The sequence below is a fragment of the Dysgonomonas termitidis genome (assembly GCF_054657735.1).
Genome location: NZ_BAAHYD010000002.1, coordinates 3,038,487 through 3,057,279 on the forward strand (window position 1 = coordinate 3,038,487; position 18,793 = coordinate 3,057,279).

Sequence of the window (18,793 nt, forward strand, 5' to 3'; positions counted from 1 at the left end):
ATTATTTATATGTCTTATAATCATTCGTTTTTATATATAGGTTGCAGAGCGAAATGCCCCGGTATGTTTCCTGAACGCACCACCCACTTTTTCTTCCCTTCCGGGCTAAAACAATATAGAAGGCCGGGAGTTACATAGTTTCCGGCATCGGTTATGTATATCTCTTTTGTTTCCGGATCAACCATGATACCATAAGGTTTCTGTATTTCTTTATCAGTACCATCTGTTATGATATTTTTAGTAATTATTTTGTGGGTACGTGTATCAACAAGACTATAAGATATAGTCCAATCTTGAGTGATATGGCTCCATTCTGTTCCGTAAACATATAACATATCATCGTCGATCCAGTAGTTTGTGGCAGCGACAGGAATAGTATCTGTTACCTTTTGCAACTGTTTATTAATAAAATAAAGACGGGCTGGCAGTCCCTTATAATCTCCGCGAGAACTTACCCAAAGGTCACCACGGCTATCGGCTTTTATTCTTTCCAGATTATATGCAACATCTATCCGTTTTTCTTCTTTGAATGTTTTTATATCTATGACAGATACAGTCCGCTCATAACCTGTTGTGTTGCTAGCTCCCATATAACCTCCCGAGTTGGCGACATAAATTTTACCATCCACGATCTCTAACTCATCGGGCTGAAATCCCACAAGGCAACGATCTACTTCTTTGAGAGTTGTGGTATCTATTTTTGCGACATAGCCTATCTGCTCGTAATTGGGGTCAATTATTACAGGACCGGCATAGGATGTTATATATGCATATCTTCCGAGAAATTTAATAAAGCGGCAATTGGGAATATTTATCTGGGTGATTCGTTTGGCCGTCTGGGCATCCATTACTTCTACTTTGTTAGAGCAATTGATTACTGCATATAATTTACTGCCATAAATACCAACATCATTGCCTACATCCCCCATTTCTTTAGGGACTGTGGGATTTCTTTCGGCATAGATATTCCGTGTATAAACTCCGGTTTCGAAATTATAATAATCCAAAGTTGCTTTATTACTGCCCATATTACCCTCATTGAGCAAATAAAAGCCTCTGTATCCGGTAACTTCCCTGGGCTCTCCCATAAGTTGGTCTTCAGAAAGAATCATTTCTATATCTTCGCGACAAGCACTGAAGCCGAACGTTATTATAATAGTAAATAGAAATAAGTATATTGTTCTTTTCATAGCTCTATAGTCAATAAGATTCTATAATTTCGTTTTGGCATCGGATAATTTAATACTACTTCATAGTCTTGGCCGAACAGGTTATTGATTTCACCCGCAATACGCATATTGATGTTATTCATCTTGAAGTTTTTGATAATAGCCATATCATGGGTATACCATGGTTGCTGGTAAAACTCTTGTATATTGACAGAATTTTCGTAACGTTCCCCAACATATATAAAACTATAATTAAGCTGCCACGATTTATGTGTCATACTGGCTATTACCGAACCACTATGCCAGGGGATGTAGTTTATCTGCCCGCCATAACTCATTTCCTGCAGTACCGGATTATCTTTCCTTGTAAAATCTTGTGCCTTTTGATACGTATACGCCAGTTTTAGATTCATACCTATATCGTAAAGCAATTGAAATGCAGCGGACAAAGAGGCATCGATTCCCCATATCTCTACGGACCCTATATTGGTCATGGTCCAGCGATATAGGCTACTCTTTGCCGGTTCAGCCACAATTTTATCCGTTACTTCATTATAGTATGCATCTGCCTGCATTTGGACATATTTAATAAATCCATTTTTGAACGAACGGCTATACTGGAACCCGACATCGAACTGATGTGTGAATTCCGGTTTTAGCGCTGAAAAGCCAATGTTTGTATAATACAGGTCATTGAATGTAGGCATTCTGAATATTTTTTTATAAAAAGCCCTGAAATTTAAATCCTTGTTTCGAAAAGGCTTATAAGAAATAAAAAATGCGGGGGTCAACTCTTGTTTATCTGGAGCGGCAACAACAGTATCCTGATAGGGAGAATCCGGATTATAGTTCCCAATTCTAAGATCTTCATTGACGAATGTGGCAAGGATACTTCCTTGTATTTTGAAATTGCCCATTTCGACGGCACTGGCCAGTGCTATCAGCGAAGTTGTCCGCTGGGGGAAGAAAAAGCCGGGCATATCCGAACTCAGAGAATTATATTGTACATCGGTAGATAACGAGATATCCCAATTCGGAGTTATAGCATATTTATTAGCTAATGAGCCATACCATTCCCGTTGATGAAAAGAATTATCAATACGCATAGTCGTGGTATCCGGATTGAGAAAGCGCATAAAATCGTAAGCAAATTTTGCATTAGCCTGTATTTCATATTTATTCGTTACACTTTTTTGAAAAGAGCCTTGCACAAAAAAGCTCCTGTCCCACTGACGTTGCGAATTTTTCCACACATTATTGACAATAGCTCCCGGAAGTCCCCTGTTTGAATCATAATAATATAATTTAACTTTCCACAAACCATCAGGGATCGTACCGTATAAACCGGCTTCTGAACGGAAAGAAAAAACATCTCCGTTTTTGCGTACAGCCGTAGTATCATACATCACTTCTTTTAAACCTGGATAAACTCTCTTGTAACGATATTTATACTTTCCCGAAGTATTCATCATTTCGACATTAAAAGAAGCTTTTAAGTCATTGCCTATTTTGTGTTCGTATAAGACCGAAGGGTTTATTAAGTCGAAAGAACCGGTCTTTAAAGTAGTTTTCAGGTTATAATTTTTGTTTTTTGAAAATTGAGGAGTTCTAGTGTGAAGATATACTGAGCCAGATGAACCAAAATCTTTAGCCGGCTGAAATATGTCGCTCTTCTGCCCATTATATAGGGAAATATCCTCCATGTTGTCGAGGGAGAATTTTCCTAAGTCGATTTGTCCATTCTGGGCATTTCCCAATTGTATACCATCATAAAATACGCCTACATGATGCGTACCCATACTGCGGATATTGACTGTTTTGAGTCCTCCTATGCCTCCATAGTCCTTAACTTGTATCCCTGAAAAATATCTGATGGCATCAGCAACAGAGAAACTATTGAGAGCCTTTAGGTCTTCGCCTGTTAACTTTTGTGCGGGAATTACTTCTTTATATGATCTGACCGTAACAACAACCTCTTTGAGATGTTGAATACTGTCCAGTTTACTTTGACCATGAGCAAACTGAAAAATATTCAATAGTACAACTATCGAAATTAGTTTTTTAGTATTATGCAAATACATTTTTAGCTAAATGAACGTTATCAAATAGCTTACAGAAAATTAATTATAATGAAGATTGAGTGAATAAGAAAGGCAAAAGCACAAAGCGCAGATTGATTTCCTATCAGTGTTCTTCAGCTTCATTTCCCGAAAGCTTTAAACTAATCAATCTTGGCAGGTCTTCTGACAATAGAAGTTAAAGATATAACTATCTGAATATAAGCAATTATTTGTATCGTATAGTACTATTTCATACATGAGACCATACTTGGACATGGTTTAATACTATGGACTTACAATAATAACCATATACAGTTTTATCTTCATAAAACTCCTTTTGACAATTCTTTTTTGTATTCTGGATACATAGACTTTACAAGAGTAAGGTCCAAATATAAAAAGTAGGACACAAAAAAGACCTGACAAAATTTGCTCTGGCAGGTTTTCTGACTCGTTCCATTTTACACGCCTTCCCGGATTTATCCAGTGGCATAAGAATGTGTAAAACTATTAAGAACTCACAGCAGCGGGTCTGTTCAGGATTTGCACCTGATTCCCTCTTCACCACTATCTACGAATGCAGAAAGTGGCACCAAAACAGTAGACAAAGGTAGGATAAATTTCAAAACTAATCCTAATTAATATGAATTAATTTAGAAGAATAATTCGCATCAGGTACAGGCAGGATAAAAAGCGGGTCATTTTACCGGGTTTCCGTTTGTCAGCTTAAACTTAACAACCATCCTTTCCGGAAGGACAATTAACTCCCCGGTCTTCGGATTTCTTGACTTGCGTTCCTTCATGGTTTTTACCTGGAATGACCCGAAACCTTGTATGGTGATATTGTTTCCTCCGGACAATACCTCTATAATAGTTTCCAGTACCGGGCTTAAGCTGTCGGCTATGTATTTCTGGGATACCCCGGCTTTCTTCGCGGCCAAGCTTACCAGTTTATCTATTTCCGATTTCTTCTTTGCCATAACATTCATTAAAATAAGCGTGCCTTCCTATTCCTGCGAACCAGAAGGCACCGGTCTAACAATATTCATGTCTTATCATTTACACCCAAAATCTGCCGGATTTTCTCCCCATAAATCATTTTTCCAATGTAATATTTTAATCTTATCCACTTCCGTAGAAAACACTTTCAAAAAGACTTCGGCTTTCCCCAATTCCGTATTTTTCTTCCCTGATGCCGTTTTTTTGTTGTTAAGCCAGGTTATAGCCGTAAAGCTGTCTGTATAAATAACCCTGGGATGGTAATTATTTTCAATGATATATTTTACAGCCGCAACCACCCCCAGGAACTCGCCGATATTCACCGTTTGGTTGCCTAAATCCTCCAGGAAAATTTGCCCTGTCCACAGAGCTTCTACAAGGGGTATTTATACTCCGGGACAACCTTGTTTTCCCTGTATATGCAAGGACATGGCAAGATTTATTGTAACTATTTTATTTCCAACACATTTAATCCGGTTGATCACAAGCTGGCGACTATATATACCAGAACCATATTTTGAACAGGGAAGAAGCCCAGGAAATAGCCGATGCTATCATGGAGCTCTGGTTAAAACAACTTGCCAGAAAAAAGAAAAGCTAAAATAAAAATATATATCGTATTTATGCGTTTTGCAAAAACTACGAAGAACAGCTTTTACTATTATAAAGAAGGTAAACGATTCGATTCCGGCAATGCTTCAGAATATTCGGAATACGAAATGCCGGCAGCCACTTGTCAACCATGATTCCCTTGTATAAAACAAAGACTTCCAGATAAATACCTATCGAGCATAGGGTAAGAATGGTATATGCTAAGGGAGTGAGTAGCGGAGTAGAAATGTCTATGTAAGTAGTTCATAAACAGTAAGCGGTCGCACAACATTGGCTAAGCCGGCATAGCCTGCTTGTCTATGTGTCTTATTCATAAATATGAATTGAAATAGTCACGGTTTAACCCCGAATAATCTATGATAAGCCTTAATAACTATTTCTTATAATCAGTATCTACAGCTATTTTATAGATTCTGAAAAACAGCACTCAAGGACTTCTATCTCTCTGAAAGGCACTTTACAATTATTGTGATTAGACATATTAACTTTTACTGTCAAAAAACTCTCTCATGTAATTTAACATAAATGATAGATTTATGTAATGAAATTATAACAATAAATAAGTTTTTTTGCGATAAAATTATAAAAATATACTATAGATGTAAAACAGGAAAAACGCTCTTAATAGAATCAGTTAATCGTTTTTATATTTTACAGTTTTGAACCTATAGGTGATGAGATCTTTTTGTCTAAAGATTGAAATATATATTAAAATAACATAGCTCTATGAATAAGCATCTCGCAGAGTTTAAATCTCAATTAACTACTATACTGGACACGAAAGATATTCCAATTGGTCTTTTTTCAGGAAAGATGGGACTGTGTATTTATTTCTATCATTTGGGGAAAATAGAAAACAACGAACGATATACTAAAATTGCAGAAAAATTGATTGATGAAACATTTGAACAAATTACTACGGTTAGTACTATTGACATAGAAAGTGGTTTGTCAGGAATAGCCATCGGTATAAATTATTTAATAAAAAACGGATATGTAGAGGGGGATGAAAATGTGATTTTGAAAGAAATAGACGATGAAATCTTCAAACAAGTCAGTTTTCAAGAATCGGATAATAATATATCTATCCTCATCCAAATATTATTTTATATTTATATAAGAAAACAATCCTTACAAAAAGAACAAGAGTATCTTTTCAATGAACTTACGATACAGATAATTAATACTCTTCATACAAAAATAGAATATATATTAAAGGATAATACCATCGGCTTCAATATAAATACAGATTTACCATTATTCCTTTTCGCGTTAAGTAAGATTTACCAGCTTAATATATACAGCTATAAAATCATAAAGATTATCCAGGAAATAACACCTTTCCTTTTATCTAAGTTTGGATTTCTTAATTCAAAAAAACTTCATTTATTATGGGGTATTAGCAAGATAAATGCCTGTATCAAAGACAAGCATCTTGCCGAATATTGTATTTTATTGACTAAACAAATCAATATTGATGATTTGCTCAATGAGTTTCGAAACAAAAATATGTTTGTAAAAGATGGAATTTCAGGAATATGTCTACTAATGCTATCGTTAGATAAAAATGAAAAGCAAAATCTGAACTTAAATACATTTTATATTAAAGCATTAGAAAAGATCGAAAAATCGTTGATTTGGGAATCATTATCCAACACTGAATATCTGAAAAGACATATCGGACTGAATGGATATTGTGGAGTAAATATGATCATGCATATAATAAGAGATTCGATATGAAAATAGATATGAAAGACACAACATTTATTATAGTTGTAAGACTAGATTCTATTGATCGCTTAGAGAATATACAAGCTGTCACATCCCAGTTATGTAAATATTTCGAGACGAATATTATTATTGTAGAAGTTACGGATTACTATAATGGGATTTTGAAATCGTTGTTACCGGGAAAGGTAATATATAAATTTATCGAAGATAAAGACAACGTATTTCATCGCACATTCTATTTTAATCAGTTAACAAATGAAATTGATACACCCATTATGGCATTATGGGATACAGATGTAGTTATTGATAAAAAAGCTATTGTGGAAGCAACTAACTATATACGTACAAATAATGCAGATATCGCTTATCCATATAATGGCATATTCCTGGAAACTTCAGATATTTTACGCAAATATTATCTAAAGACAAAAGATATCAGGGTTCTATACAGAAACAAGAACAAACTAGACCTTTTATACCATCAACCGATGGTCGGTGGCGCAGTAATTGTTAATAGAGAAAAATATATAGAGGCAGGGATGGAAAATGAAAGGCATTATGGCTGGGGAAATGATGATTTTGACCGTTACTACCGCTTTGCTGGATTAGGATACAGAATATATCGGGTTAATACTCCGTTGTTCCACTTATCACATTCCAGAGGGGACAATAGCAAATTCAGGTCTTCTCTATTTAGCCAGATATCGTCAGCTGCCCGTTTCAACTTTGAAAATTCATCCATGCAGGAAATTAAAGAAAATCTAACAATACACTCCTAAATAGCATAACTATTATTATGAAATTATTTCTAAACAATAAAGAAAAAAATATTTTATCCTCTTTTTTAGATTATCTGGATGTAAAGCATACAAAGGAATATACCAATAAACTATATAACGAACACCCCCATAAGTATAATCTATTTGGGTTATCAAGGATGTTATCTAGCTATAACATTGAGAATACAGGCGTTAAAGTTCAAAATAAACAGGCAGCAATAAGAGAGTTGGAAACCCCATTTATAGCCCATATAGGTTCTGATTTTGTCGTTGTCTATAAAATAACAATTGACAGGGTTTATTATATCTGGAATAAGAAAGATTTGAGTATCACTATTGACGAGTTTTGCGAGATATGGTCTGGAATTATATTATATGCCGAATCCGATGAGAATTCCGTTGAACCTGAATATAAATCGAACTACAAAACACAAATCTTCAAACAGCTTCAAAAAAAAGGATTATGGACAGCCATATTTTTTGTTTTAGCTATTGCTTTTATTCGCAATAACTTAGGTAAGGGAATTGAATATTATTTATTAACGACAGTTAATATAGCTGGTATTTATATCAGTTACTTATTGGTTTTAAAACAAATACATATACATAGCGAGTATGGAGATAAAATATGCTCATTGTTTAGCCAGAGTGATTGTAATAATATTTTGGAATCCGATGCGGCTAAGCTGGGTGGTGTAGTTGGTTGGAGCGAAATAGGATTAGGCTATTTTATTGGAAATATAGTTATTACAGCTTATTTTCCCAATCTAATACCATATATGGTTTTGATAAACATCTTAGCTCTTCCGTATTCATTTTGGAGCATCTGGTATCAAAAATTTAAAGCAAAACAATGGTGCCCGTTATGTCTGATTGTCCAATGTTTACTCGGGATTACATTTTTCCTTAATCTAGGATTTGGATTAATTCAGTTCCCTGAAATAAGTATTTCAGATACCTTATTAACAATTTTACTGTATCTGATACCCATATTGTTAATAAATACGCTAATCCCTAATTTAGGGCAAAACAAGAAAATGGAGCAAATAACGCAAGAATTAAACAGTATAAAAACTGACGAGAATGTATTCTCTGCAATTTTAAAAAAACAACCTTTCTATGAGGTGGATAAAAGTACATCCTCAATCTTATGGGGAAATACAGGGGCAGACATTCTTGTAACTATCCTTACCAATCCTCATTGCAATCCTTGTGCCAAAATGCATAAACGAATAGAAAAAATGTTGGATGAGTCAAGTAATCTGTGTATCCAGTATATATTTTCTTCGTTTGGAGAAGAATTAAATATTAGTAATAAATTTCTTTCTGCTATTTATTTTGAAAAAGAAATTAAAGAGAGGCGCAAAATTTATAGGAGATGGTTTGAAGAGAAGAACCTTAAAAATGAAGAAATTTTTGAAATATATAATGTGAATAAAGAAAGTGATATTGTAAGAAAAGAGTTTCAAAAGCATGAGAACTGGAAAAAGGCAACAGGGATCCGTCCTGCTACGCCGACAATCTTAGTCAATGGATATAAATTGCCGGATAATTATAAAATTGAAGATTTAAAATATTTTACAACATTAGATTTATAAATCTATTCCTTGTAGTTAAGTTGCGGGACTACAGGCTGCAAGCTGATCACTTGTTAATAAGAATCTGCAATATCACTTAAAATTTACTTTTATGAAGAAATTAAGTAAACTAAAGCTTCAAGGTGCTTCAGAATTGAAAGAGTATGAAATGAAAATGATTTTTGGAGGAGAATACTCTTCATCTGGTGGACGTAATTGCAATAGTAGCTGTTCTGATGATTGTGGTAGCAATATGAGGTGTGTAAACGAAACTCCTAATGCCCATAAAGCTACCTGCAAATGTAAGTTGAAGGACTGATATCAGAATCTAAAAAACACTGATCTGAATTCAATAAGCGAGAGTAATCTGGAAGGATTACTCTCATATAAAATATTAATAATATGATAAAAAGATTTTTCCACTTTTTGTTCAGCATTCTAATTTCAACTTCTTTGTTTAGCCAGACAAACAGATCTTTTCATGTGAAAGGATTTACTAATCCCTATTATGAAGGGAAAATGGTTGTACTTAGTTTATACAACGAAAAAAACAATGTCGTTTCTGAAGATTCTACGCGGATAGCAAATGGAAAATTTAGCTTCGAAGGCAAGGAATACAAAAATGGGGTTTCTTATATTGGAATTGCCGATCATTATTATAACAAAGTCATAGCCTTAATTCCGGAAACGGGAATAATCGAAATAGATGTCGACTCTGTAGATCATCATTTAGAAGGCACTCCTATCAATAATAAACTTCAGATGTATAGAGATTCCACACACGCTTATTATGATGATTATTTTAAGTATGACCGGATTCCGCAAAAGTCATCTATAGATAGTTTGATACAATTGAATAACTATATTTCTTATAACAGTTTTATAGGAAATATGATTATAGACAATATTGATAATCCATTAGGTGAATACATACTTTCAGGACATGCAACATCTTGTCCGGACAGTATTTTTGAGAAAATAATAACTAATATAGGAGATAGAAAGACGAACAAATCCATAACAAAGATCATTAAAACCAGAGAGAATTATAAATCACGGGAACTCCTTGTCGGGACTCAATATAAAGACTTTTCAGCATTCGATACCAATGGTATACCTGTTACGCTTGGCGATTTTGTTGGTCGATCGGATTTTTTATATTTGGATTTTTGGGCATCGTGGTGCGGCCCCTGTATAGATGATATTCCTGTCTTAAATAAAATATATGATAAATATAAAACTAAAGGTCTGGAAATTATAGGGATTTCTCTGGATAAAGAGAAAAAGAATTGGATTAATGCGATCAAAAAGCACCAAATTAACAATTGGCTGCATTGTGCAGGTTTAGATGATGCCTGGATTTCCGAAATAAGAAATAAATATAAATTTGATGGTATTCCTTATGGAATATTAATAGATAAGCATGGTGTAATTTTAAGTGTAAACATTGATAGTGAAGATTTGGATGAGTTGTTGGACAAGATTATAAATAGCAGTAACGGGAAATACTTAGGTTATTAAATGATATTTTAGCTATGAGTTTTAGGTGATTAGATATCATCTTCAATAAAACTAGATACAATTAAAAATAAGACAGTTATGTGTTGTTCCATTCTCAATCTATCTTATTATTGATAATTGGGGAAAATTGTATATTGGACTTCTGGTGAGATCAACACTTCAAAACTATTTTATAATAAATAATACTTTTTTATGTTACAAATATTCCCTTCTTCCCGTCAATTAGATGCTATGGATTGTGGTCCGACTTGCCTTCGAATGATCTCGAAGTATTACGGACGTAGCTTTTCGGTTCATTATCTGCGGGAAAAGAGCTTTATTACTCGAGAAGGCGTTTCCATGCTTGGTATCAGTGATGCCGCCGAATCAATCGGCTTCCGCACGAGTGGAATTAAAATAAGCTTTGATCAACTTGTAGCGGAAAAACCTCTACCTTGCATTCTACATTGGAATCAGAATCATTTTGTCGTCTGTTACAGTATCAAAAAGAAACGCAATGGTCATTATGAGATTAAGATTTCTGATCCAGCCGGAGAAAAATATACAATGAACAAGACTGAATTCCTCAAATGCTGGATTAGTTCCTGTTCAGGTGGGGAAGATACTGGCACAGCCCTGTTATTAGATCCGACCCCTGATTTCTACATACAGGATAACAGATTGGATGGATCAAATAAAAGTATCCACTATTTTCTTGGCTATCTCCGTCCTTACAGATCACAGGTCATACAGCTTATTATGGGACTATTAGTCGGGAGTGTACTTTCACTTATCCTGCCATTTCTTACCCAGGCTGCCGTGGATCAGGGGATAGGATATAGCAATCTGAATTTTGTTACACTTGTATTAATATCCCAATTAATCCTTTTTATTACTCAGATAGCAGTTGAATTTATCCGCAACTGGATTACGCTCCATGTCAACAGTCGTATCAGCATATCACTTATTTCAGACTTTCTCTCTAAATTAATGAAGTTACCACTCCGTTTCTTCGATACAAAGAACGTGGGAGATATCATGCAGCGTATCGGGGATAATGACCGTATCAAATCCTTCCTTACGGGTTCTACCCTGACCACCCTGTTTTCGTTTGTCAACTTTATCATATTTACCTTTATCCTTACTTACTATAACCTTACCATATTAGCTATATTTGTTTTAGGCAATGCTTTATATATCCTATGGATACTTTTATTCTTGAGGTATCGCCGGAAACTGGATATGGCACGTTTTTCACAAGCCTCTGCCGAACAAAGCAATCTGGTACAAATAGTAACAGGTATGCAGGAAATCAAGCTTAATAATTGCGAAAAGCAACAACGCTGGAAATGGGAACGTATACAAGTAAAACTCTTCAATATAAGCATTAAAGGACTTGCATTGGGACAATATCAGCAAATGGGATCGGTCTTTTTCAGCCAGACAACCTCACTTTTTGTCTCATTCATTGCCGCCCGCTCTGTTATCGAGGGAGAGATGACATTGGGCATGATGATGTCCGTCAGTTACATTATTGGCCAGTTATCCGGCCCAATCGGACAAGTAATAGGCTTTGTGCAGGCGGCACAGGATGCCAAGATAAGCCTCGAACGTCTAAATGAGATTCACAATAAAGAAGATGAAGAACAAACCATCGGATCGAAAATAAACGAATTGCCTGCACGTAAGTCACTCTATATAGAGGATTTGTATTTCAGCTACGACGGCGCAGACCGGGATTATGTCTTAAACGGAATAAACCTTATTATACCCGAAGATAAGATAACAGCCATTGTTGGAGCCAGCGGAAGCGGCAAGACCACTTTGATAAAACTACTTTTGGCTTTTTATCAGCCTAATAAAGGAAAGATAAAGGTAGAGGATATTCCAATCGATGATATAAATCCTCATTTGTGGAGACATAAATCGGGAGCCGTAATGCAAGATGGCTTCATTTTCTCCGATACCATAGCTAATAATATAGCTGTAGGAGAAGATATCCTAGATAAGAAAAAATTATTACGCGCAGTAAAGATCGCTAATATTAAGGAATTTATAGAATCATTGCCTCTTAAATATGATACTAAAATAGGAATGGAAGGAAACGGTATTAGTCAAGGTCAACGTCAGCGACTTTTGATCGCCCGGGCTGTGTATAAAAACCCTGATTTTCTTTTTTTCGATGAAGCAACTAATGCATTGGATGCCAACAATGAAAGGATTATACTAGATAACCTGAATAGTTTTTATAAAGGAAAGACTGTTGTTATCGTAGCCCATCGCCTCAGTACAGTGCAAAGCGCAGACAACATTGTGGTCATGGACAATGGCAAGATCATAGAAGAAGGAACACATAAGGAACTGACTGATAAAAGAGGAGTCTATTATACACTGGTAAAAAATCAACTGGAATTAGGTATATAACAAAGGCAGAATGAATAAAGAGTTTCAAAGAAATATAAAAGATATCAATAAAATAAAGAATATATCAGAATCCGATAGTTCAGATAAATCTATTGGTTTTACATTGATCGAAACGTCAATAAGTAATACCGATATAGAGCTTCGTAGCGAAGAATTCCAGGAAGTACTGGGTAGTATCCCCTCATGGATATTACGGAGAGGCATTACTCTCATTGCTCTTATTGTATTAGTTATTTTAATAGGAAGTTCCATTTTCAAATATCCTGATATAATAGCTACCACCATGACTCTTACAGGGACTACTCCTGCCTCTGCATTAATTACAAGAACCTCTGGAAAAATACAGGAGTTGAACATACAGGACAGACAAGAAGTGAAAACTGGGGATTATCTGGCTGTTATAGAAAATCCAGCAAACACAGAAGATATACAAGTCCTCAAACAATATATAGAATTATTGAACCAAAATATAGATACTCTAATAACCCTCCCACCCAAAGATCTTAAATTAGGGGCAATACAGTCTCTGTATTCCAGTTTCTATATAAGGCTTTTCGATTACTATGAATTCAAACGCCTGCAATACTATACACAAAAGATTGATTTTATGAAAGAAAAAATCAGTCAATATCAAAACTACCATAAAACCATTGCAGGACAAAGAGCTATAGTGAAAGAGCAGTTCCAACTGGGTAGAAATCAATACCAAAGGGACTCGGTACTGAATAAAAAAGGGGTCATCTCTTCCGAAGAGCTTGAAACAACCCGTAACCAATACCTGCAAGGCTATCTTTCACTGGAAAATATACATTCCACTATCCAAAATACCGAAATGCAGATAACCGGAATGCAGGAAAGCCTGCTTGATACCGAATACCAGTATCAGGATAAAAAGAATCAACTGGAGACACAGCTTAAAACCTATATAGCGCAACTCCTGTCCGAGATACAAGCATGGGAGTTGAATTATGCCCTTGTCACCCCAATAGACGGTCGTGTGACATTTACTAGCTATTGGGTAAAAAACCAAAATGTAACAACAGGGGAAACTGTTTTTACAGTTATACCAAAAGATAATCTGGAAATTATCGGTAAGGCCCAGATGCCGTTAACCCGTTCAGGCAAAGTAAAGCCGGGACAAAAGGTAAATATCCGTTTCTCTAATTTTCCTGACAATGAATACGGTATCATAAAAGGCACAGTAAAGAGTATATCACTGGTTCCAACAAAAAACACACTAGGAGAAACCTATTATACAGTAGAAATTGAACTACCAGATGGATTAAAGACAACCTACGAGAAAGAATTACCTTACCTTCCTGAAATGCAAGCGCAAGCAGATATTGTAACCGAAGATATTTCCTTACTAGAACGCTTTTTTATGCCTTTGAGAAAAATTTGGACAGAAGGAATGGACAACTAACGAATGAATATGAACAACACTAAAATCGTAATATTATGCAAGCTATTATCTTAGCCGCCGGAATGGGGACTCGTTTGAAAGAATTAACTCGGAATAATACAAAATGCATGATTGATATTTCGGGAAAAAAACTCATTGATTATACTATCGATTGCCTCTTAAAACATAATATTCGTAAAATCATTATTGTAACAGGATATTGTGATGATAATTTGGAAAACCATCTGACAATTCAATATCCGACAATACCTATTTCTTTTGTAAATAATCCATTATATAGTCAGACCAATAATATCTATTCGTTGTTTTTGGCTAAAGAATACCTCAATGAAGATGATACTATTTTGTTAGAATCAGATTTAATATTTGAAGAAAAAATAATTAGTAGATTACTTTCAGATCCATATCCTAATCTATCAGTAGTAGCTCCATATCAGTACTGGATGAGTGGAACTATGGTAGAACTGGATAAAGAAAGGAGGATAACATCTTTTATCCTGAAATCAGCCTTTGAACAAACCAATACATCCCAATATTACAAAACGGTGAATATCCATAAATTCAGCAAGAAATTTTCCCGAAACAGATATATTCCTTTTCTGGAAGCTTATACAAAAGCATTCGGAAATAGCCAATATTATGAGGAAGTTCTGGGTATATTAACTCAAATAGAAAAGACTGAACTAAAAGGATTGCCCTTAGAAAATGAGAAATGGTATGAAATAGATGATGTTCAAGACTATCAAGTTGCACAGACACTATTTTCTGCTGAAAAAAATATACTGAATAATTATAAAGAACACTACGGGGGCTATTGGCGCTTCCCTGATATGATAGATTTCTGCTATCTGGTTAATCCATTTTTTCCGACTAAGCAGATCTTAGAGGAGATAAAACAATTTTCTATAACCTTATTGACCTCATACCCTTCAGGAAGCCAGGTTAACAATCGATTAGCCGCAAATTTTTTTAATATAAGTCCTGATTGCATTGTTCTGGCCAATGGCGCATCCGAGCTGATAAAAGCCCTAATGAATATATTACGGGGCAAGACAGGAATTATCTATCCAACATTCGAGGAATATCCCAACTGTTTGGAAGAGCAAGCAAAAGTTTGCTACACCGTAAACTCCGATAATTTTAGTTATGGCTCAAAAGATATAAAAGAATATTTTGAAGACAAGGATATATCATCTCTTCTATTAATAAATCCGGATAATCCGAGTGGGAATATGATAGAGAAGAAGCAGGTTTTAGATCTCCTCTTATGGGCTGGAGAACGTAATATTTTTATGCTATTAGACGAATCATTTATCGATTTCTCAGGTAATGGTCAAGAAGATACTTTACTTGATAATAAGATAATCCAAGATAATCCACATCTGGCTATTATAAAAAGTGTATCGAAATCATACGGAGTTCCTGGTATTCGTTTAGGAATACTGGCTACCTCAAACAAGGATATAATTGACCAAGTAAATAAGCAACTACCCATCTGGAATATTAATTCATACGGAGAATTTTTTATGCAAATTATAGATAGGTATCGAAATGATTATAAGCAGGCCTGTATCCGGTTTATGGAGGAAAGGGAATATATATACAGTGAATTATGTAAAATTACTTATTTGAGAGTTATCCCCTCTAAAGCCAATTATTTTTTATGTGAGGTTACCTCACAATATTCGTCAAAAGAGCTAACCCGAAAACTATTATTGGAATATAATATTTTTATAAAAGACTGCTCCGATAAAAAAGGCATAAAAAACAAAGAATATGTTCGAGTTGCCATTAAAGACAGATTTAATAATAATAAATTATTAACGGCATTAAAAATGTTAAGAAATGAGAACAAATAACTACTTAAAATACCCGCAATTCCCAGATGAAAGAGAGGCAGGGGGAACTCCTCTAAAACAATTAAATATTGTCTTATTCAGACTGCTTAGAATATTTAATTTTATTTGTGAGAAATACAACATTGATTATTGGTTAGATTATGGGACTTTGTTGGGAGCAATACGTCATCAGGGTTTTATTCCATGGGATTATGATATAGATATAGGTATGCTCAGAGAAGACTATAATCTATTTATAGAGAAAGGTGTAAAAGACTTACCTTTTGATATATTTTTTCAAAACCGAGACTCAGATCCTAATATAGGTGAATGGGGCTTTATTGTTGAAGGCCGCTTACGCGATCGGTTCAGTAATAATATTGGCGCCCAAAAGTCCAAAAGTAGTTCAACAAACTGGCATAATGGTATTCAACTTGATATTTTTGTTTATGATTATGATTCAAAAAATGGCTGGTTTTCTAATGGATTTGAGAGAATTCTCAGCCAGTCCAGAATCTATTTAAAACTTGAGGAAATAGAATATTTGGATACGGCCAGCTTTGAAGGGCATGAATTTCCAATCCCGATCGGTTATGATTCTTATTTGAAACGTTGTTATGGTGATTATATGAAGTTGCCCAGCATCGAAGAGCAAGAGAAACTTCCTGATATTGATATTTTTAATTCTTGTGATCATCCGGAAAGCCTGATTTGGAAAGAATTTCACCCAACTAAAATTAAGACTTCCGAATAGATAGAGCAGAGGATTCTGAATCAAAACTTAATTGTATATTGGAACTATTTAATAGTGAAGAAGCCTGGGAAGATAGCCGACGCTATCATGAAACTCCGGTTAAAACAACTCGCCAGAAAAAAGAAAAGCTAAAAAACAGATCCGGTATTTACCAAACACTACCGGCATTCATTTGATAATTCTTGCAAATATTACTTCAACACAATACCCTTTCGGGTATTTATTAAATAAAATCCTTATATTTGTACCCGAAAAGGTATCAAATATGAATAATTTACCATTGAACGAATATGTGAAGACTAAACGCAAGGCGCTTGGATTTTCACGGGAAGAGTTCGCACAGAAAGCAGGTGTAGGGCTTCGCTTCCTGCGTGAACTGGAACAGGGGAAAGAAACCCTGAAAATGGATAAAGTGAACCAGGTATTAAAACTGTTCGGGATGCAGCTCGGCGCTGTGCCGATGGACAGGACTAATTTGATAGAGTAATGAAGCAAGCCGGGATTTATATGCACAATGCTGTTGCCGAAAATTCTTTGGTAAATGAATTTTTCTTTTAACCAGTTATCTGAAGGCGGTATTGAGTCGGCTGGGATAAAATGCATGGGTTCTTGATATCTCCAGGGACTATTTCTTTCAATCCCTCCCTATCTTTCCGGCCACTGGCAATATCCGTACCTTGAGAGTTGATTCCGGCAGAGAATTGTCCAATCTTCAATTTGCTTACTGTTTTATTTTTTATATTTCACTCTTTTATTAGTATTGGCCATATACATTCCGCATCTTTGTCCATTAAATATTATCGGATAATATGAAATTACTGGTTCTTCGTATCTTTTTGCTGGCTTAAATTTTATCGCATATAACATTTCTTTCACTATAGTTCTTAAAGAATCATTATCAATTTTCGGAATAGTTTTTACACAGACAGGAATACCATTTTCATCTATAATTAAAGTGGCAATTACTTTTTCATATGTATTATTCAAAAGAATTTCACATAATTTACAGATTATTGAATCATTTGATTCTTTTAATATTGGCGCTCGCGACCACCTTGTTATTAATAAATCATTATTTATACATCTAAAATAATCTTCGCATTTAACACTGTCCATCGTTTGCCCTTTTAAAAAATAAAGAAGACAAGATTAATAGACTACCTGAAATAAATAATATTTTCTTTACCATCTTCGATGGAATTTTATAAATGAAATTATCCCACTCCCTTATGAAATGGCTTTCCCATCAAGCAAGACATTTATTTTTCATTTCTTTTTAAATTGCTTTTTCTTCTGTTCCACTTTTTGCATATAGTCTTTCCAGTCGGATTCGTTACGCCAAATCCATTTGTTTTCTTTTAACCAGTTGTCTGAAGGCGGTATTGAGTCGGCTGGGGTAAAATGCATGGGTTCTTGATATCTCCAGGGACTATTTGTTTTATAATAGTCATCATCTGCCTTTGATATGATTCTAAAATAAATTCTTTGTATCGTATTTTTGTCTACAACCTTGTATCTTATCTCAGATATGGCTAGTGCCTTTAATAGAGCCGGTTTGTCATATGAATGTACGATAATAGTATCATTTTGGATGGTATATACCCCCCAATCAACTCCCCATCGGATTTGTTTGTTTCCAGACCAATTTAACACAGATTCAGACATATTTTTTTTGATTTCTTCTATGGGGATTCCACTTTTAAATCCGAAATATACCCAAGTTCCATCTTCAAAAAATGTAATTGCTCCATATCGTAATTCTGACGAAATAGGATAATATCCATCAATATTAATCAATGACCTAATGCCTGCGGTTCCCCCTTCAATCTTTATTGTTGAACTCTTTATAACTTCCTTTTGTGAGAAACAAGAAGATAAAGCCAATATACAAATGAATAATACAATATATTTCATAAATATTTAATTA

The 18,793-nt window shown here is 34.8% G+C and carries 18 protein-coding genes and 1 riboswitch; of the genes, 11 read left to right on the plus strand and 7 right to left on the minus strand.

The window, feature by feature from the left end:
* Positions 1-20: 20 nt before the first annotated feature.
* The 4 genes from ACYQ3L_RS16515 to ACYQ3L_RS16530 all read right to left on the minus strand — a co-directional run bounded on the left by ACYQ3L_RS16515 (position 21) and on the right by ACYQ3L_RS16530 (position 4,551).
* A complete protein-coding gene (locus tag ACYQ3L_RS16515) occupies positions 21-1,190 on the minus strand; it encodes a YncE family protein (protein ID WP_379995302.1) in 1,170 nt (389 codons plus the stop codon).
* Positions 1,187-3,250, minus strand: coding sequence for a TonB-dependent receptor (locus ACYQ3L_RS16520; RefSeq protein ID WP_379995304.1), 2,064 nt, complete (start codon positions 3,248-3,250; stop codon positions 1,187-1,189). The genes ACYQ3L_RS16515 and ACYQ3L_RS16520 overlap by 4 nt, the downstream gene beginning before the upstream one ends.
* 398 nt (positions 3,251-3,648) lie before the next feature.
* A riboswitch (cobalamin riboswitch) is annotated at positions 3,649-3,841 on the minus strand.
* A gap of 86 nt (positions 3,842-3,927) precedes the next feature.
* Positions 3,928-4,209, minus strand: a complete 282-nt coding sequence (locus ACYQ3L_RS16525) for an HU family DNA-binding protein (RefSeq protein WP_379998078.1) — start codon at positions 4,207-4,209, stop codon at positions 3,928-3,930.
* 75 nt (positions 4,210-4,284) lie between these two features.
* The gene (locus tag ACYQ3L_RS16530; RefSeq protein ID WP_379998076.1) at positions 4,285-4,551 is read right to left on the minus strand and encodes a ribonuclease H family protein; all 267 of its coding nucleotides are present in this window, start codon (positions 4,549-4,551) and stop codon (positions 4,285-4,287) included.
* Between the two features lie 300 nt (positions 4,552-4,851).
* Here ACYQ3L_RS16530 and ACYQ3L_RS16535 point away from each other — a divergent pair, with 300 nt between their 5' ends.
* From ACYQ3L_RS16535 to ACYQ3L_RS16585, 11 genes are all read left to right on the plus strand, one after another.
* Positions 4,852-4,974, plus strand: coding sequence for a hypothetical protein (locus ACYQ3L_RS16535; RefSeq protein ID WP_379998074.1), 123 nt, complete (start codon positions 4,852-4,854; stop codon positions 4,972-4,974).
* A 592-nt stretch (positions 4,975-5,566) separates the two neighbouring features.
* Positions 5,567-6,580 carry a lanthionine synthetase LanC family protein gene (locus tag ACYQ3L_RS16540; RefSeq protein ID WP_379998072.1) on the plus strand — a complete coding sequence of 338 codons (1,014 nt, stop codon included), beginning with the start codon at positions 5,567-5,569 and terminating at the stop codon, positions 6,578-6,580.
* Positions 6,577-7,350: a galactosyltransferase-related protein gene (locus ACYQ3L_RS16545; RefSeq protein WP_379998070.1), complete on the plus strand. Its 774-nt coding sequence runs from the start codon at positions 6,577-6,579 to the stop codon at positions 7,348-7,350. The genes ACYQ3L_RS16540 and ACYQ3L_RS16545 overlap by 4 nt, the downstream gene beginning before the upstream one ends.
* Before the next feature lie 17 nt (positions 7,351-7,367).
* A complete protein-coding gene (locus ACYQ3L_RS16550) occupies positions 7,368-8,948 on the plus strand; it encodes a vitamin K epoxide reductase family protein (protein ID WP_379998068.1) in 1,581 nt (526 codons plus the stop codon).
* Between the two features lie 91 nt (positions 8,949-9,039).
* Entirely contained in the window at positions 9,040-9,246 is a 207-nt protein-coding gene (locus ACYQ3L_RS16555) for a TIGR04149 family rSAM-modified RiPP (protein WP_379998066.1), read from the plus strand.
* Positions 9,247-9,329: 83 nt separating this feature from the next.
* Positions 9,330-10,448 (plus strand): thioredoxin-like domain-containing protein, encoded by a 1,119-nt coding sequence (locus ACYQ3L_RS16560; protein WP_379998064.1) that lies wholly within the window; start codon positions 9,330-9,332, stop codon positions 10,446-10,448.
* Between the two features lie 192 nt (positions 10,449-10,640).
* Entirely contained in the window at positions 10,641-12,851 is a 2,211-nt protein-coding gene (locus ACYQ3L_RS16565) for a peptidase domain-containing ABC transporter (protein WP_379998062.1), read from the plus strand.
* A 10-nt stretch (positions 12,852-12,861) separates the two neighbouring features.
* On the plus strand, positions 12,862-14,274 hold the full coding sequence (locus ACYQ3L_RS16570) for an HlyD family secretion protein (protein ID WP_379998060.1): 1,413 nt from the start codon (positions 12,862-12,864) through the stop codon (positions 14,272-14,274).
* Between the two features lie 35 nt (positions 14,275-14,309).
* Positions 14,310-16,133, plus strand: coding sequence for an aminotransferase class I/II-fold pyridoxal phosphate-dependent enzyme (locus ACYQ3L_RS16575; protein ID WP_379998058.1), 1,824 nt, complete (start codon positions 14,310-14,312; stop codon positions 16,131-16,133).
* Positions 16,120-16,866 carry a LicD family protein gene (locus ACYQ3L_RS16580; RefSeq protein ID WP_379998056.1) on the plus strand — a complete coding sequence of 249 codons (747 nt, stop codon included), beginning with the start codon at positions 16,120-16,122 and terminating at the stop codon, positions 16,864-16,866. The genes ACYQ3L_RS16575 and ACYQ3L_RS16580 overlap by 14 nt, the downstream gene beginning before the upstream one ends.
* Before the next feature lie 265 nt (positions 16,867-17,131).
* Positions 17,132-17,353, plus strand: a complete 222-nt coding sequence (locus tag ACYQ3L_RS16585; RefSeq protein WP_379998054.1) for a helix-turn-helix domain-containing protein — start codon at positions 17,132-17,134, stop codon at positions 17,351-17,353.
* A gap of 67 nt (positions 17,354-17,420) precedes the next feature.
* Here the strand turns inward: ACYQ3L_RS16585 and ACYQ3L_RS16590 are convergent, their stop codons facing one another.
* The 3 genes from ACYQ3L_RS16590 to ACYQ3L_RS16600 form a co-directional block, all read right to left on the minus strand.
* Positions 17,421-17,582 (minus strand): hypothetical protein, encoded by a 162-nt coding sequence (locus tag ACYQ3L_RS16590; protein ID WP_379998052.1) that lies wholly within the window; start codon positions 17,580-17,582, stop codon positions 17,421-17,423.
* Between the two features lie 13 nt (positions 17,583-17,595).
* Entirely contained in the window at positions 17,596-17,982 is a 387-nt protein-coding gene (locus ACYQ3L_RS16595) for a hypothetical protein (RefSeq protein WP_379998050.1), read from the minus strand.
* Positions 17,983-18,132: 150 nt separating this feature from the next.
* Positions 18,133-18,780 (minus strand): hypothetical protein, encoded by a 648-nt coding sequence (locus ACYQ3L_RS16600; RefSeq protein ID WP_379998048.1) that lies wholly within the window; start codon positions 18,778-18,780, stop codon positions 18,133-18,135.
* Between the last annotated feature and the right edge of the window lie 13 nt (positions 18,781-18,793).